This is a genomic window from Rhodococcus sp. RD6.2 (genome assembly GCF_001040705.1).
In the GTDB taxonomy this organism is placed as follows: Bacteria; Actinomycetota; Actinomycetes; order Mycobacteriales; family Mycobacteriaceae; genus Rhodococcus_G.
In genome coordinates this window covers 662,592-676,738 of sequence record NZ_CVQP01000001.1, presented here as the reverse complement: position 1 = coordinate 676,738, position 14,147 = coordinate 662,592, and the positions used below count along the sequence as shown (strand labels likewise).

At 68.2% G+C, this 14,147-nt stretch carries 13 protein-coding genes; 8 read left to right on the top strand and 5 right to left on the bottom strand.

Translation table 11 applies throughout. The features are described 5' to 3' along the window. The first annotated feature begins 101 nt into the window (after positions 1-101). Both dapD and RHCRD62_RS03000 read left to right on the top strand, forming a co-directional pair. The gene (gene dapD / locus RHCRD62_RS03005) at positions 102-1,055 is read left to right on the top strand and encodes a 2,3,4,5-tetrahydropyridine-2,6-dicarboxylate N-succinyltransferase (RefSeq protein ID WP_050063145.1); all 954 of its coding nucleotides are present in this window, start codon (positions 102-104) and stop codon (positions 1,053-1,055) included. Positions 1,056-1,207: 152 nt separating this feature from the next. Beyond that, entirely contained in the window at positions 1,208-2,512 is a 1,305-nt protein-coding gene (locus tag RHCRD62_RS03000; RefSeq protein WP_050063445.1) for an amino acid permease, read from the top strand. A gap of 72 nt (positions 2,513-2,584) precedes the next feature. Here RHCRD62_RS03000 and RHCRD62_RS02995 read toward each other — a convergent pair whose 3' ends face one another. From RHCRD62_RS02995 to mqo, 3 genes are all read right to left on the bottom strand, one after another. Further along, positions 2,585-3,343 carry an SDR family NAD(P)-dependent oxidoreductase gene (locus RHCRD62_RS02995; protein WP_050063144.1) on the bottom strand — a complete coding sequence of 253 codons (759 nt, stop codon included), beginning with the start codon at positions 3,341-3,343 and terminating at the stop codon, positions 2,585-2,587. A 143-nt stretch (positions 3,344-3,486) separates the two neighbouring features. Next, positions 3,487-4,107 carry an isochorismatase family protein gene (locus tag RHCRD62_RS02990; RefSeq protein ID WP_172670990.1) on the bottom strand — a complete coding sequence of 207 codons (621 nt, stop codon included), beginning with the start codon at positions 4,105-4,107 and terminating at the stop codon, positions 3,487-3,489. Between the two features lie 35 nt (positions 4,108-4,142). After that, positions 4,143-5,645 (bottom strand): malate dehydrogenase (quinone), encoded by a 1,503-nt coding sequence (gene mqo / locus RHCRD62_RS02985; RefSeq protein ID WP_050063142.1) that lies wholly within the window; start codon positions 5,643-5,645, stop codon positions 4,143-4,145. A 96-nt stretch (positions 5,646-5,741) separates the two neighbouring features. Between mqo and RHCRD62_RS02980 the strand changes: the two genes are divergently transcribed. The 4 genes from RHCRD62_RS02980 to kynU all read left to right on the top strand — a co-directional run bounded on the left by RHCRD62_RS02980 (position 5,742) and on the right by kynU (position 9,878). Beyond that, positions 5,742-6,626: a LysR family transcriptional regulator gene (locus tag RHCRD62_RS02980; RefSeq protein ID WP_050063141.1), complete on the top strand. Its 885-nt coding sequence runs from the start codon at positions 5,742-5,744 to the stop codon at positions 6,624-6,626. 141 nt (positions 6,627-6,767) lie between these two features. After that, complete coding sequence (locus RHCRD62_RS02975; protein ID WP_216596610.1) at positions 6,768-7,619, top strand: tryptophan 2,3-dioxygenase; 852 nt, start codon at positions 6,768-6,770, stop codon at positions 7,617-7,619. Position 7,620: 1 nt separating this feature from the next. Beyond that, positions 7,621-8,664, top strand: a complete 1,044-nt coding sequence (locus tag RHCRD62_RS02970; RefSeq protein WP_050063139.1) for an amidohydrolase family protein — start codon at positions 7,621-7,623, stop codon at positions 8,662-8,664. Further along, on the top strand, positions 8,661-9,878 hold the full coding sequence (gene kynU, locus RHCRD62_RS02965) for a kynureninase (protein ID WP_050063138.1): 1,218 nt from the start codon (positions 8,661-8,663) through the stop codon (positions 9,876-9,878). The genes RHCRD62_RS02970 and kynU overlap by 4 nt, the downstream gene beginning before the upstream one ends. 13 nt (positions 9,879-9,891) lie before the next feature. Here the strand turns inward: kynU and RHCRD62_RS02960 are convergent, their stop codons facing one another. Together RHCRD62_RS02960 and RHCRD62_RS02955 are read right to left on the bottom strand one after the other, a co-directional pair. Beyond that, the gene (locus RHCRD62_RS02960) at positions 9,892-10,251 is read right to left on the bottom strand and encodes a YrdB family protein (RefSeq protein ID WP_253277167.1); all 360 of its coding nucleotides are present in this window, start codon (positions 10,249-10,251) and stop codon (positions 9,892-9,894) included. Then, positions 10,248-11,273 carry an NADP-dependent oxidoreductase gene (locus RHCRD62_RS02955; RefSeq protein WP_050063137.1) on the bottom strand — a complete coding sequence of 342 codons (1,026 nt, stop codon included), beginning with the start codon at positions 11,271-11,273 and terminating at the stop codon, positions 10,248-10,250. Before RHCRD62_RS02955 ends, RHCRD62_RS02960 begins: the two co-directional genes overlap by 4 nt. Positions 11,274-11,340: 67 nt before the next feature. On the opposite strand from RHCRD62_RS02955, the gene RHCRD62_RS02950 reads away from it, so the two are divergent. Continuing rightward, positions 11,341-11,778, top strand: a complete 438-nt coding sequence (locus tag RHCRD62_RS02950) for a carboxymuconolactone decarboxylase family protein (protein ID WP_050063136.1) — start codon at positions 11,341-11,343, stop codon at positions 11,776-11,778. A 141-nt stretch (positions 11,779-11,919) separates the two neighbouring features. Beyond that, positions 11,920-14,016: a heavy metal translocating P-type ATPase gene (locus tag RHCRD62_RS02945; protein ID WP_050063135.1), complete on the top strand. Its 2,097-nt coding sequence runs from the start codon at positions 11,920-11,922 to the stop codon at positions 14,014-14,016. Positions 14,017-14,147: the final 131 nt, after the last annotated feature.

Sequence of the window (14,147 nt, the reverse complement as noted above, 5' to 3'; positions counted from 1 at the left end):
TGGTCCCCGCTCACGACAACGTCGCTCGACCGAGCCCACAGGCATCAGCCGAGACAGGCGGCCACACAGGTTCACCTGGCCGGACGGTAACCTGGACGCCCGTGAGCATTCAGGGAGCTACCGCAGTCGGTATTGCCAACGTGACCACGGGCGGGGTCGTCCTCGACACCTGGTACCCGGAACCCGCGCTCGGCGAGGTCGCCGAGACCGGCACCGTCGTCCTGACCGGCGCCGATGTGCCCGCCGAGTTCGCGGCGCTGACCGGAGAGGACGCCGATCGCGGCGTCACCCGCGTCGCTGTCCGCACCTCGATCGCGGACCTGTCCGCCGCACCGGTCGACGCCCACGACGCCTACCTTCGCCTGCACCTGATCTCCCACCGCCTCGTGCAGCCGCACGGCCTGAACCTCGACGGCGTGTTCGGCCTGCTCGCGAACGTCGTGTGGACGAACTACGGCCCGTGCGCCGTCGACGGCTTCGAGCTGGTCCGCGCCAAGCTGCGCGCCCGCGGTCCCGTCACCGTCTTCGGCGTCGACAAGTTCCCCCGCATGGTCGACTACGTCGTCCCGTCGGGCGTCCGCATCGGTGATGCCGATCGTGTCCGCCTCGGTGCCCACCTCGCGTCCGGCACCACCGTCATGCACGAGGGCTTCGTCAACTTCAACGCGGGCACCCTCGGCAATTCGATGGTCGAGGGCCGCATCTCCGGTGGCGTCGTCGTCGACGACGGTTCCGACGTCGGCGGCGGCGCCTCGATCATGGGCACCCTGTCCGGTGGCGGCAAGGAGGTCATCTCCGTCGGCAAGCGCTGCCTGCTCGGCGCGAACTCCGGCCTGGGTATCTCCCTCGGCGACGACTGCGTCATCGAGGCGGGCCTCTACGTCACCGCGGGCACCAAGGTCACCGGCCCGGACGGCACCGTCGTCAAGGCGAAGGAGCTCAGCGGCACGTCGAACCTGCTCTTCCGCCGCAACTCGGTCACCGGTGGTGTCGAGGTGGTCGCGAAGTCCGGCACCGGTGTCGAACTGAACGCGGCGCTGCACGCGAACGACTGATTCACCCAGGCCGTCACCACGGGCGGCTGTCTATTCGAACGTCTGGATTCATGAAGCACTCCCAGGAACACTCCCCGTCCTCCGCCAGTTCCACAGCCGAGGAGGGGGATGCGTCCCACCTCGGTCACGGACTCAAGGTTCGCCATCTGACGATGATGGGCCTCGGGTCCGCGATCGGGGCGGGGCTGTTCCTCGGCACCGGCGTCGGCATCGCCAAGGCGGGCCCGGCGGTGCTCGTCTCGTACGTCATCGCGGGCATCATCGTGATCGCCGTGATGCGGATGCTCGGCGAGATGGGCGCCGCGATCCCGGCGTCCGGCTCGTTCAGCCACTACGCCCGGATCGGCATCGGCGAATGGGCCGGCTTCACCCTCGGATGGCTGTACTGGTTCATGCTGATCATGGTGCTCGGCGCCGAGATCACCGGCGCCTCCGCGATCGTGCACAGTTGGCTGCCCGGCCTCCCGCAGTGGGTGGTGGCACTGGTGTTCGTGACCTTCTTCGCGGTGGTCAACCTGTCCAAGGTCCGCAACTTCGGCGAGTTCGAATTCTGGTTCGCCGCAATGAAGGTCACCGTCATCATCGCCTTCCTGGTGATCGGTGTCCTGCTGGTGTTCGGACTGCTCCCGGGCACCGACCCGGTCGGCACCACCAACCTGTTCGGCGAGGGCGGTTTCATGCCGAATGGTGTCGCGGGTATCGCCGCGGGACTTCTGGTGGTGGCGTTCGCGTTCGGTGGAATCGAGATCGTCACCATCGCCGCGGCGGAGTCGAAGGACCCGGAACGCTCCATCGCGTCGGCGGTCCGCAGCGTGGTGTGGCGGATCAGCGTCTTCTACCTCGGCTCCATCGCGATCATGGTGCTCGTGCTGCCGTGGAACTCCGAGCAGTTGCAGAGCGGCCCGTTCGTCGCGGTCCTGAACGAGGCGAGCATCCCGTACGTCTCCGGGTTCATGGAACTGGTCGTCGTGGTGGCGTTGCTCTCGGCGTTCAACGCCAACGTGTACGGCACCTCGCGGATGGCGTTCGCCCTCTCCCGGGACGGCGACGGACCGTCCGCGTTGGGCAAGCTCTCCCCGACCGGCGTGCCGACCAACGCGGTGCTGGTGTCGGTGTTCTTCGGCTTCGTGTCGGTGCTGCTGAACTGGCTGCTGCCCGACTCGCTGCTCGAGATCCTGCTCAACGCCGTCGGCGCCGCACTGCTGGTGGTGTGGATCTTCATCGTGGTCGCGCAGCTGCGACTGCGCCGACGCCTCGAGGCCGAAGGCAGGTTGACCGTGAAGATGTGGGGCTTCCCGTACCTGAGCTGGCTGACGCTCGCGGCACTCGGCGGCCTGATCCTGCTGATGCTCACCGACACCGACGCCCGCAAGCAGTTGATCTCGACGGCGATCCTCACCCTGTTCATCGCCGGGTTGTCGGTGCTCAACGCGAGGCGGCGCAAGGCCGCGGTCTGATCGCTTCGCCGGACGGATCGTGCATGCGGCCCGGACCGGACTCCGGACCGGGCCGCATGTGGCGCGTCCGGCTCAGCGCGCGGTGAAGCCGCCGTCGATCGAGAGAGCCGCGCCGGTGACGAACGATGCCTCGTCGCTCAGCAGGAACGCGACGAAGGGTGCGATCTCCTCCGGCCGTGCGACACGGTTCACCGGGTGCAGGGCAGCTATCTGCGCCATCGCCTCGTCGGTGGGGGCCATGGACCCGCGGGAGAGCGGAGTGTCGACCCCTCCTGTGGTGATGGCGTTGACGCGGACGCCCCGCTCGGCAACCTCCAGCGCGACGGACCTGGTCAGGCCCACGACGGCGTGCTTGGCGGCAACATAGGGCGCGACCTCGGGCAGCGCGACGACACCCATGTTCGACGCGTTGTTGACGATCGCCCCGCGGGTGTCGAGGACTGCAGGAATCTGGTGCTTGAGGCAGTTGAAGACACTGGTGAGGTTCTGCGCGATCTCTGCGTCCCAGTCGGCACCGTCGATTCCGCACACCGAGCCGGACGCGTTGATGCCGCCGGCGTTGTTGAATGCCCCGTCCAGTCGCCCGAACTCGGCGACCGCGGCGGAGACCAGTGCCGCGGCATCCGCTTCGACAGACACGTCCGCCGGTACGAATGTCGCCGTGCCGCCCGCGGCGCGGATGCTCGCCGCAGCGTCCTCCCCGACGTCCTTGCGGCGAGCACCGATCACGACGGCGGCGCCCTCCGCCGTGAGCCGCCGGGCAACAGCGAGACCGATGCCGGATGTGCCGCCGGTGACGATGAAGACCTTGGAGTCGAGGCGCGAAGACATGACGAGTCCTTTCGGAAGTTCTGCTGGAGGTGGCGACGTGGTCGCCTGAATCAGACTGCAGAATCACGAGACTCGGCGCTGGCGGGAATCGGACGACGCGTTGGGCGTGCGATTCTGTCGAGTGGCCTTCGCTCCGACGACCGTCAGGACAGCAGGCTCGCGGTCGGCTGCACCCGGCCGGTCAGTGCCGAGATCAGCGTGAGCGCGACGGCGTGCTGACGCTTCGTGTAGTCGGCGGTCGACTCGACACCGACGAAGCACTGGATGTCGCGGGCGAATGCGTCGTAGCTGGTGGCCAGGACGCCTGCCGTGGCGAACACCCCGGCAACGATCAACTGGTCGCGTCCGCGTCGACGCAGTTCCTCGGCCAGATCCGTTGCGAAGAACGCGCTGTAGCTGCGCTTCTTGACCCACACGACGTCAGGCGAGACGAGCTCGTCGAGCGCCGTCTCCTCCGCCTGACGCGGGTCGGGCCCCAGCCCCCACATCGAGCCGAGCAGTCCGCGCTGCACGGGCTCGGTGGCCGGCCGAGGACCGCTGCCGAGGATCGGAACACCAAGGTCCACTGCACGTTTCAGAAGGGCCGACACCTCCGACAGGAGCCGCGACCTGACCTGCGCAGCGAGCACATCCAGGTAGTAGGGCTGCATGTCGTGCACGAGAATCGCGACCCTCGTCGGGTCCGGTGTCCAGTCGGGACCGCCGGCCAGCTCGACGAGATCACTCGCGTCGTAGTCCTCCACCTCGGCCTTGAACGTTGCCATGGAGACATTGTCCGCGACATCCCGAAGGGCTGTGCTCATCGCCGATCGTTCGACCCGTCGAGGCCCAGCACCGAACCGGTCGAGGCGACTGACTCGGCGACCTCGGCGGCGTCCCGGTCCGCGGCACCACAGGCCGGCATCGCCTCGGTCATGGTGGCGCTCCAGGAGGTGTGCCACCGGTCAGGAAAGCACCGCTCGAGCAGTTCGAGCATGATCGGTACGGCCGTCGACGCCCCTGGCGAGGCTCCGAGGAGGCCGGCGATGGTCCCGTCCCCTCCGACGACGAGTTCGGTGCCCTGATGGAGTACGCCGACGCGGCGCCGGTCCGGCGTCACCAGCTGCGCGCGCTGGCCTGCCGGCACGAGCTCCCACTGACGAATGTCCGCGTTCGGGTAGAAGCGCTGCAACTTGGCGAACTTCTTTCGGGGCCTCGCCGCGAGTTCGCCCACGAGATAGCGCACCAACGACAGGTTCTGGACGAGTGCGGCCACGATGACGAGCAGGTTGTGCCACCGGAGCGTCGTGAAGACGTCGCTCAGGCGTCCGTGCTTGAGCAGTTTGGTACTGAACGTCGCGTACGGACCGAAAAGGAGGTGCTCGGTTCCCTCGATGAACCGCCGGTCGAGGTGCGGCACCGACATCGGCGGCGCTCCGATCGCGGCCTGGCCGTAGACCTTCGCCTCGTGACGAGTGACGACGTCCGGTTCCGAGCAGCGAAGGAAGGCCGCGCCGACCGGCAGCACGGCGTACCCGCGAACCTCGGGAAGGCGAGCTCGCTGCAGCAGACGCAGTGCCATTCCGCCTGCACCCACGAACACGTGCCGCCCGCGCAGCTCGAACGTGCCGGAACCGGAACTCCCTCCCACAACCCACGCTCCGCCGGGTGACCGACGCAGCGAACGCACCTCGTGTTCGAACAAGACCTCCCCACCGGCGTCGGCGACGATTCGCGTCAACCCCTCTGTCAGAGAGCCGAAATCGACGTCGGTCCCTCCGGCATGTCGCGTGGCCGCCATCGGCTCGCCCGGAGTTCGTCCCTCGATCAACAGCGGTGCCCACCGGCCGATCGTGGCGGGGTCGTCGCTGTACTCCATCCGGTCGAACAGTGGGTCACACGTCAGCGTCTCGAATCGCTCACGGAGGTAGTCGATGTCGCGACGCCCGAAGACGACGTCCATGTGCGGGGTCGCGTGAACGAAGGCATCCGGGTCCAGCAACCCCCTGGCCGTGAGGTACCCCCACCATTGGCGACAGACATGGAACTGCCGCGCGATGGTCGATGCCTTGCGTCCGTCTTCCGGGTCGGGCATGTAGTTCAGCTCGCAGAACCCGCTGTGCCCGGTGCCGGCGTTGTTCCACGGCCCACTGCTCTCGGTGGCCAGCCCGGTTGCCCTCTCCAGCAGGACGATCCGCCAGTCGGGCTCCAGGATCGCGAGCATCGATCCCAACGTTGCGGACATGATTCCGCCACCGATCAGGATCACATCGGCATCCCGCCCATCGGGCGAGTCCGGCACGGCATTCGACGGTCGACCCATGTGACGCACACTCCCGACGTAGAGGGTTGGTGCAGCCAGAATTCGCCCGCGACACACCATCCGTCCAATGAACGAGTGCGGTATTACGATCCAGTTATGGATCAGTGGACGAATCGACTGGCCCCACAGCTGCGGGCGCTGGTCGAACTGGCCGCGCACGACGGTCACATGACCCAGGCAGCGGCGGCACTCGGCGTGCCGCAGTCGTCGATGAGTCGGCGCATCCACGCCCTGCAAGAGGACTTGCGGGTTCCGCTGCTGATTCATGACGGCCGGATCGTCCGCCTCACCGCCGCCGCCGAACGCTTGGCGCGACAGGTCCGTGACCCGCTGCACCAACTGGATCTGGCGATCGCCGAGGTGACCGGAGCAGCCGATCCCGACCAGGGGACCGTTCGATTCGGGTTCCCCCTGACGATGGGATCCGGTCACGTTCCCGACCTTCTCGCCGCGTTCCGTCGCCACCATCCCGGCATCAAGGTGATTCTCAAGCAGGCGCACGGATCAGCCCTCGGCACGGATCTCGTGACCGGAGAACTCGACCTGGCGATCGTCATCCCCGCGCCCGACCGCCTCAAGCACGTCCGCATCGGTTCCCAGCAGATTCACGTGGCGGTTCCCGAAGATCACCGCCTGACGACGAGGAAGCACGTCGAACTCACGGACCTGAAGAACGAGACCTTCATTGCCAACCCACCGAGCTATAACCTTCGGCAACTCACCGAGAGCTGGTGTCACGACAAGGGATTCGAGCCGGACGTCGCGTTCGAGGTGACCGAGTTCGCCACCATCCGCGAGCTGGTCAGCCGTGGCCTCGGAATCGCACTGCTCCCCCACGACGAACGAACAACGCCGGGCCTGGCCGAACTGCCACTGACCGGCACGCGATACAGGCGAGACGTCACCCTTGCCTGGGGCTCGACAACCGAGGCGCCTGCGACACAACGCCTCAGCAGCTTCCTCCTCCGCCATTTCGGCTGAGGACGCGCGCGTCCGCTACTCCCCCGGCAGTACTCGAGCACGGGTGGAGACGGCACCGACGACGGCGGACACGAGCCTGTTGGCCTGGACGAGGCGTACCGATTGGGGCATGGTCGATGCATGGGCTCCGACGATCACGACATCGGCGAGGAAAACACGCGGCCGGTCGAGCCGGGGATCGTCACCGACTTCCGGGACCGGATGAGCTACGGGTCCTACCTCGACCTCGGCACGCTGCTCGGCGCGCAGCATCCGGTCAGTGCGCCGGAGCATCACGACGAACTGCTGTTCATCATTGCGCACCAGACGAGCGAACTGTGGCTGAAGCTGACGCTGCACGAACTGAGTGCGGCGAAGGCGGCGCTCGCCCGGGACGACATCTCGGTCGCGCTCAAGTGCATCGCCCGCGTCAAACACATCCAGAAGTCGTTGACCGAACAGTGGTCGGTGCTCGCGACACTCACTCCGACGGAGTACTCGCAGTTCCGTGGCTTCCTCGGCAACGCGTCGGGATTCCAGTCGTTCCAGTACCGGGCCGTTGAATTCATCCTCGGCAACAAGAACGCCGGGGTGCTGCCGGTGTTCGAGTCGGACCCCGAGGCGCATGCCCTGCTGTCGCGGGTGCTGGCGGAACCGAGCCTGTACGACGAGTTCTGGCGACACCTGCACCGGGTCGGACTTCCGGTGCCGGAGTCGGCATTGCAGCGGGACCCCGCGAGCGCGTACACCCTCAACCGCGACCTCATCCCGCTGGTCAAGCACGTCTACGAGAACCCGCACGAGAACTGGGAGGCGTACGAGTCGTTCGAGGAGTTGGTCGATCTGGAGGAGAACTTCCAGCTGTGGCGGTTCCGGCACATGCGGACGGTGCTGCGCGTCATCGGAACGAAGCCCGGCACCGGCGGTTCGAGCGGCGTCGGGTTCCTCCAGCGCGCCCTCGACCTCACGTTCTTCCCCGAATTGTTCGCGGTCCGAACCGAAGTCGGTCGGTGACGTGCCGACTGGAACGGTCGCAGCCGACGAGTCCTGGCTCGGGCGGTGGAGCGGACCGATCGGATTCACCCTCGACGGCGGACGGATGCGGCCGGGTGCGAGCGGCCGCGACGCCGACCTGCACCTCGGCGGCACCGTGTTTCCCGGGTTCCGCGACGCCCACGTCCACCTGGAACTGGTCGATGCCCGAGCACTGTTCGCGGGCGGCCTCGACGAGGTGTACGACCTGGGTGCCGGGCTCGACGCCGTCGCGACGTGGCCGTCACCGGACGGTCGCCCGGTCGAGGGAATGCCGCGGGTGCGCTTCGCCGGCCAGTTCCTGACGGCGCCGGGCGGCTACCCGAGCGACCGGCCGTGGGCGCCCGCGGGCTCGGTCCGGGAGGTCGACTCCGCCGAGGATGCGGCAGCGGCGGTACGCGAACAGGTCTGTGCGGGATCAGCTTTCGTGAAGGTCACTTTGAACGCTGCCGCGGGACCGGTGTTCGATGACGACACCCTGACGGCGGTGGTCTCCGCCGCCCGCGCCGCGGGCCGCGGGGTGATCGCGCACGCCGAGGGGCCGGGACAGGCAGCCCGTGCCCTCGCTGCGGGCGTCGACGTCCTCGCGCACACCCCGTGGACGGAAGCTCTCGACGATTCCGTCATCCACACGGCAGCACGGTCGATGCTGTGGATCAGCACACTCGCCATCCACCGCGGCCCCGAACTCAATGTGGCCGTGGACAATCTGCGCCGGTTCCACGCCGCTGGCGGACGCGTCCGGTACGGAACCGATCTCGGAAACGGTGACCTACCCGAGGGGCCGAACCCGGCGGAGGTGCTGTCGCTGCTCGACGCCGGACTCGGCCGTGCGGAAGTTCTGGACGCGATGATCGACGGTGGCGCCGCCGCGCGGTTCGCCGCGGGCCTGCAGCGGTTCACCTGGATCCCCGGGACCCCGCCCGCGGCTGACGCCGATTTCGCCGACTGGCTGGCGGGCGCGCGGATCGTGGCCGTCAGCGATCTCGACCTCGCCCCGGACATCGAACGAGGAGGCATGCAGTGACCGTCGACGACCTGGACCGTGACGCCGCCGCGCGAGATGCGGCAGATCCGTTGGCCCACTACCGCTCCCTCTTCCACTCGACCGAAGGCTCCGATCTGGTCTCCTACCTGGACGGCAACTCGCTGGGCCGCCCGACGATCGCGGCGACGGAGGCGATCACCGCTGCCGTCGCACAGTGGTCGGGGCGACTGATCCGGGGTTGGGACGAGCAGTGGATGGACCTGCCGCTCACCATCGGCGACCGGCTCGGCGCCGCGGCACTCGGCGCCGCACCGGGACAGACGACGATCGGCGATTCGACGACCGTGCTGCTCTACAAGCTCGCCCGCGGCGCCCTCGCGATGCGGCCGGGCCGAACCGAGATCGTCCTCGACAGCGACAACTTCCCCACCGACCGCTACGTCCTCGAAGGCATCGCGGACGAGCTCGGCCTGCACCTGCGTTGGATCACGGTCGATCCCGCATCCGGTGTCGAGGTGGCCGCCGCTCGCGACGCGATCACCGATCGCACGGCACTGGTGGTGCTCAGTCACGTCGCGTACCGGTCGGGCTTTCTCGCCGAGGTGGACGCGATCACACGCTGCGCCCACGATGCAGGCGCCCTGGTCCTGTGGGACCTGTGCCACTCCGTCGGGAGTGTCCCGATCGAACTCGATTCGTGGCACGTCGATTTCGCGGTCGGCTGCACCTACAAGTATCTGTGCGGCGGTCCGGGATCGCCCGCGTTCGCCTATGTGCGCACCGAGCACCAGGACGACTTCCGGCAACCGATCCAGGGGTGGATGGGTCGCCGCGACCCATTCGAGATGGGTCCGGGTTACGTGCCCGCCGAGGGTGTCCGGCGGGTTGTCAGCGGCACTCCGGCGATCCTCGGGATGATCGCGATGCAGTCGACGATCGACATGATCGAGCGCGCGGGCATCGACGCGGTGCGCGCGAAGTCGGTGCAGTTGACCGAGTACCTGATCGACCTGGCGCGCGAACTCCTCCCCGGCGTCGCGATTTCGTCACCCCTCGATTCCGGCCGCCGCGGCGGGCACGTCACCCTCGACCACCCCGGATTCCGCGACGCATTGTCGCGACTGTGGGCTCGCGGCGTGATCCCCGACTTCCGCGCACCGCAGGGCCTGCGCCTGGGACCGAGCCCCCTGAGCACGGGGTTCGCCGAATCCCTGGCAGGGGTCCGGGCGATCGCGGACGAGGTGGAACGCTAGGGGAATCTCACGATCACCGGCTTTCGCGGCGGGCAAGCTCGCCGAACACCAGGGTGGCCACCATGAAGAACACCGCACCGACCCACGGCGCGAGCAGCAGCGCGGCGAGCAGTCCGCTGATCGCGAACAACACCACCTCCGCCGCGAACCGGCGTGGATTCGCGAGCCGACGCACGGACGTCGGCGCCATCCACACCGCCCAGATCGCCGCGGCGACAACGGGAAGCGCAACGGCCGCCAGCACCTGAACCACCAGGCTGTCGCTGGACGCGGCACCGGACAGCGCCAGGATCGTGAGCATCATCAGTTCGAGGAGAAACGCCGCCGCGTGCAGCGGACCGTAGTCGGAACGCTCGCGCGCCGAGCTCGTCACTGCGCGACCTTGATCAGCAACTTTCCGAAGTTCTGACCTTTCAGCAAACCGATGAAGGCGGCGGGAGCGTTCTCGAGACCGTCGACGACGTCTTCCCTGTGTTTCACGCGGCCGTCCGCGATCCAGCCGGACATGTCGGCCAGGAAGTGCACGAACTGATCCTTCACGAACTCCGACTGGATGAAACCCCGCACGGTGAGGCTCTTCGTGAGGATCCGACCCATCAGTGCCGCGGACCGGTCCGGGCCCTCCGGCGCCGACGTCAGGTTGTAGTTCGCGATCAGGCCACAGACCGGCACCCGGGCGTAGGTGTTCAGCAGCGGCAGCACCGCGTCCCACACCTTGCCGCCGACGTTCTCGAAGTACACGTCGATTCCGTTGGGGCAGGAAGCCTTCAGTTGCGCCGCGAAGTCGGGCGCACGGTGGTCGAGGGCCTCGTCGAAGCCGAGCGCACGCAGGTGCGCGACCTTGTCGGGCCCACCGGCGATTCCGACGGCGCGGGCGCCCTTGATCTTCGCGATCTGCCCGACCGCGGAGCCGACGGGACCGGTGGCCGCCGCAACCACCACGGTCTCGCCGCGCGCCGGCTTGCCGATCTGGAGCAGCCCCGCGTACGCCGTGAAACCCGGCATGCCGAGTACCCCGAGCGCCGTCGACAGGGGCGCCGCCGCCGGATCCAGCTTCCGCACGTGCCGCGCGTCCGCGATCGCGTGGGACTGCCAGCCCGAGAACGACAGCACCACATCACCTTTCACGAACGAGGGGTCCTTGGACTCGACGACGCGACCAACCGTGCCGCCGACCATCACGGCGCCGAGCGGGACGGGGTCGGCGTACGACTCGGCCTCGCTCATGCGGCCGCGCATGTACGGATCGAGCGACAGGTAGAGGGTTTCGAGGAGCAGTTCACCGTCGGCAGGCTCAGGGAGGGGCGCCGTTTCGATCCGGAAGTCGGACGGGGTCGGCTCGCCTACGGGGCGGGCGGCGAGCACGACGCGAGTGTTCTCGGCAGGCAGGCTCATGCCTGTCGAGGCTAGTCTTCTGTGACGGAGGTCGCACTCGACGCGCGGAGAGCATGGAGGACCGACGATGAACGCCGTCAACCTGAGCAAGCAACATCCGAGCCTCTATCAGCAGTTGCTGACCCTGAGCGCTCAGGCCGACGCCGCGATCATGGACGCGGGGCTGGACCCACTCCTCGGCGAGCTGGTCAAGATCCGGGTTTCCCAGATCAACGGCTGCGCATTCTGCCTGCGTATGCACACCCGTGACGCTGTCGCGAAGGGCGAGACCACCGATCGCCTGGCGGTCGTGGCGGCGTGGTGGGAGTCGCAGTACTTCACGGAACAGGAGAGGGCTGCGCTCGCGCTGGCCGAGCAGGTCACCGAACTTCCCGTGCCGGCACGCCAGGGCTGGCGCGACGGCTCCCTCACGGACGCACAGGCGTCGGCGGTCAGCTGGCTCACCGTGGTGATGAACGCATGGAACCGTGTCGCGGTCACGAGCCACTATCCGGTTGCACCCTGACCCCTGGAGTTTTATACCCCCTGGGGGTATGGTCGGGGCATGAGCATGCGACCCGAACACCCTGTATCGGCCGCCCCGCACACGCACCACGACGCAGTCGGGACGCATCATGAGCACACCAACCATTCCGGCCACGACCACATGGGCCACGGCGCGCCCGATGCCGCGCACGATCCAGGCGCGGGACACTCCGGGCACGGGGATCATGGTGGCCACGCCGGACACGGCAATCACGTCGACCAGTTCCGCCGGCTGTTCTGGATCATGCTTGTCCTCGCCGTCCCGACCGTCGCGTTCAACGACATGTTCGCGGACCTCATCGGGTATCAGCTGCCGGATGCCGACTGGGTGCGGTGGGTCTCGCCGATCCTCGGCACGGTCATCTACTTCTGGGGCGGTCGCCCCTTCCTGACCGGCGCGGTCAGTGAAATCCGTTCACGCAAGCCGGGAATGATGCTGCTGATCGCCCTCGCGATCACCGTCGCCTTCGTCGCCTCATGGGGTTCGACACTGGAACTGCTCCACCACGAACTGAACTTCTGGTGGGAGCTGGCGCTTCTCGTCGTGATCATGCTGCTCGGGCACTGGATCGAGATGCGATCTCTCGCCCAGACCACCTCCGCGCTGGATTCGCTCGCCGCGTTGCTGCCCGACGAGGCCGAGAAGCTCGTCGGGGAGGACGTCGTGACGGTCTCCCCCGCCGAACTGACCGTCGGCGACATCGTGATCGTGCGCCCCGGCGCATCGGTACCGGCCGACGGCACCATCGTCGACGGCACCGCGAGCATGGACGAGGCGATGGTGACCGGCGAGTCGAAGCCGGTCCAGCGTGAGGCCGGCGACACCGTCGTTGCGGGCACGGTCGCCACCGACTCGGGTCTGCGCGTTCGGGTCACGGCCACCGGGGACGACACGGCACTGGCCGGCATCCAGCGACTGGTCGCCGACGCGCAGGCGTCGTCCTCGCGCGCACAGCGCATCGCCGACACCGCCGCCGGTTGGCTGTTCTGGTTCGCCCTCGGCGCCGCCGCGATCACCGCGGTCGTGTGGACCGCGATCGGTATGCCCGACTCCGCGGTCGTGCGAGCCATCACCGTCCTCGTCATCGCCTGCCCCCACGCCCTCGGCCTCGCGATTCCGCTCGTGGTGTCCATCGCGACCGAACGCGCCGCCCGCGGAGGCGTTCTCGTCAAGGACCGACTCGCGCTCGAGTCGATGCGCACCGTCGACGCGGTCCTCTTCGACAAGACCGGCACGCTCACGAAGGGTGAGCCCTCGGTGCTCGCCGTTGAACCGGTCGCCGGGTACAGCCCGGACCGGGTGCTGGCCCTCGCGGCCGCCGCCGAATCCGACAGCGAACACCCCCTCGCGAGGGCCATCGTCCGGAAGGCGGAGTCGAGCGGCATCACCGTCCCGGCGTCGTCGGACTTCTCCTCTTCGCCCGCGGTCGGCGTAACGGCCACCGTCGACGGTTCCCGCATCCGGGTCGGCGGCCCGCACCTGCTCACCGAGCACGACCTCGCCGAACTGCCGGTCGCCGACGAATGGCGCAGGACCGGCGCGATCATCCTGCACGTGCTCTCCGGCGACGACGTGATCGGCGCGCTGCGCCTCGCCGACGAGATCCGCCCGGAGTCGCGTGACGCCGTCGACGCGCTGCACGCTGCCGGAGCACAGGTCGTGATGATCACCGGTGACGCGCAGGCGGTCGCCGAGAGCGTGGCGGCGGACCTCGGCATCGACCGGGTGTACGCCGGCGTGCGACCCGAGGAGAAGGCGGCGAAGGTCGCCGAACTCCAGCACGAGGGTCGCAAGGTCGCGATGGTCGGCGACGGCGTCAACGATGCTCCGGCGCTCGCGCAGGCCGACGTCGGCATCGCCATCGGCGCGGGCACCGACGTCGCGATCGGATCGGCCGGCGTGATCTTGGCGTCGTCGGACCCCCGCTCGGTGCTGTCGGTGATCGAACTGTCCCGCGCGAGCTACCGCAAGATGAAGCAGAACCTGTGGTGGGCAGCCGGTTACAACCTCGTTGCCGTACCCCTGGCCGCCGGCGTCCTCGCCCCGATCGGGTTCGTGCTGCCGATGAGTGTCGGTGCGATTCTCATGTCGGCGTCGACGGTCGTCGTCGCGCTCAACGCGCAGTTGCTCCGACGCCTCGATCTGACGCCGCAGCACAGCACCGACCGGTTCCTCGGGCGGAGAGGAGTCCGCGAGGACGATCGCGGCTCCCGGTGACCCGGGCCGACGACCTCCGAGACCGAATTCGAGCGCCTCTCGGCCGACACCGGCGCGGTACCCGTGAAGTCCGCGTGGGTCCCGGTCCCGCCGCCACCGCAGTAGGGTCGTCTGGTGTCGCGATTCACTGG

Bases quoted from the DNA above. Each gene is read 5' to 3' on its own strand.
- RHCRD62_RS02990 (WP_172670990.1), bottom strand. From the start codon at position 4,107: ATGGCAACGTTCAAGGCCGAGGTGGAGGACTACGACGCGAGTGATCTC.
- RHCRD62_RS03000 (WP_050063445.1), top strand. From the start codon at position 1,208: ATGATGGGCCTCGGGTCCGCGATCGGGGCGGGGCTGTTCCTCGGCACC.
- RHCRD62_RS02945 (WP_050063135.1), top strand. From the start codon at position 11,920: ATGGGCCACGGCGCGCCCGATGCCGCGCACGATCCAGGCGCGGGACAC.
- RHCRD62_RS02955 (WP_050063137.1), bottom strand. From the start codon at position 11,273: ATGAGCCTGCCTGCCGAGAACACTCGCGTCGTGCTCGCCGCCCGCCCC.
- RHCRD62_RS02980 (WP_050063141.1), top strand. From the start codon at position 5,742: ATGGATCAGTGGACGAATCGACTGGCCCCACAGCTGCGGGCGCTGGTC.
- RHCRD62_RS02995 (WP_050063144.1), bottom strand. From the start codon at position 3,343: ATGTCTTCGCGCCTCGACTCCAAGGTCTTCATCGTCACCGGCGGCACA.
- RHCRD62_RS02950 (WP_050063136.1), top strand. From the start codon at position 11,341: ATGAACGCCGTCAACCTGAGCAAGCAACATCCGAGCCTCTATCAGCAG.
- mqo (WP_050063142.1), bottom strand. From the start codon at position 5,645: ATGGGTCGACCGTCGAATGCCGTGCCGGACTCGCCCGATGGGCGGGAT.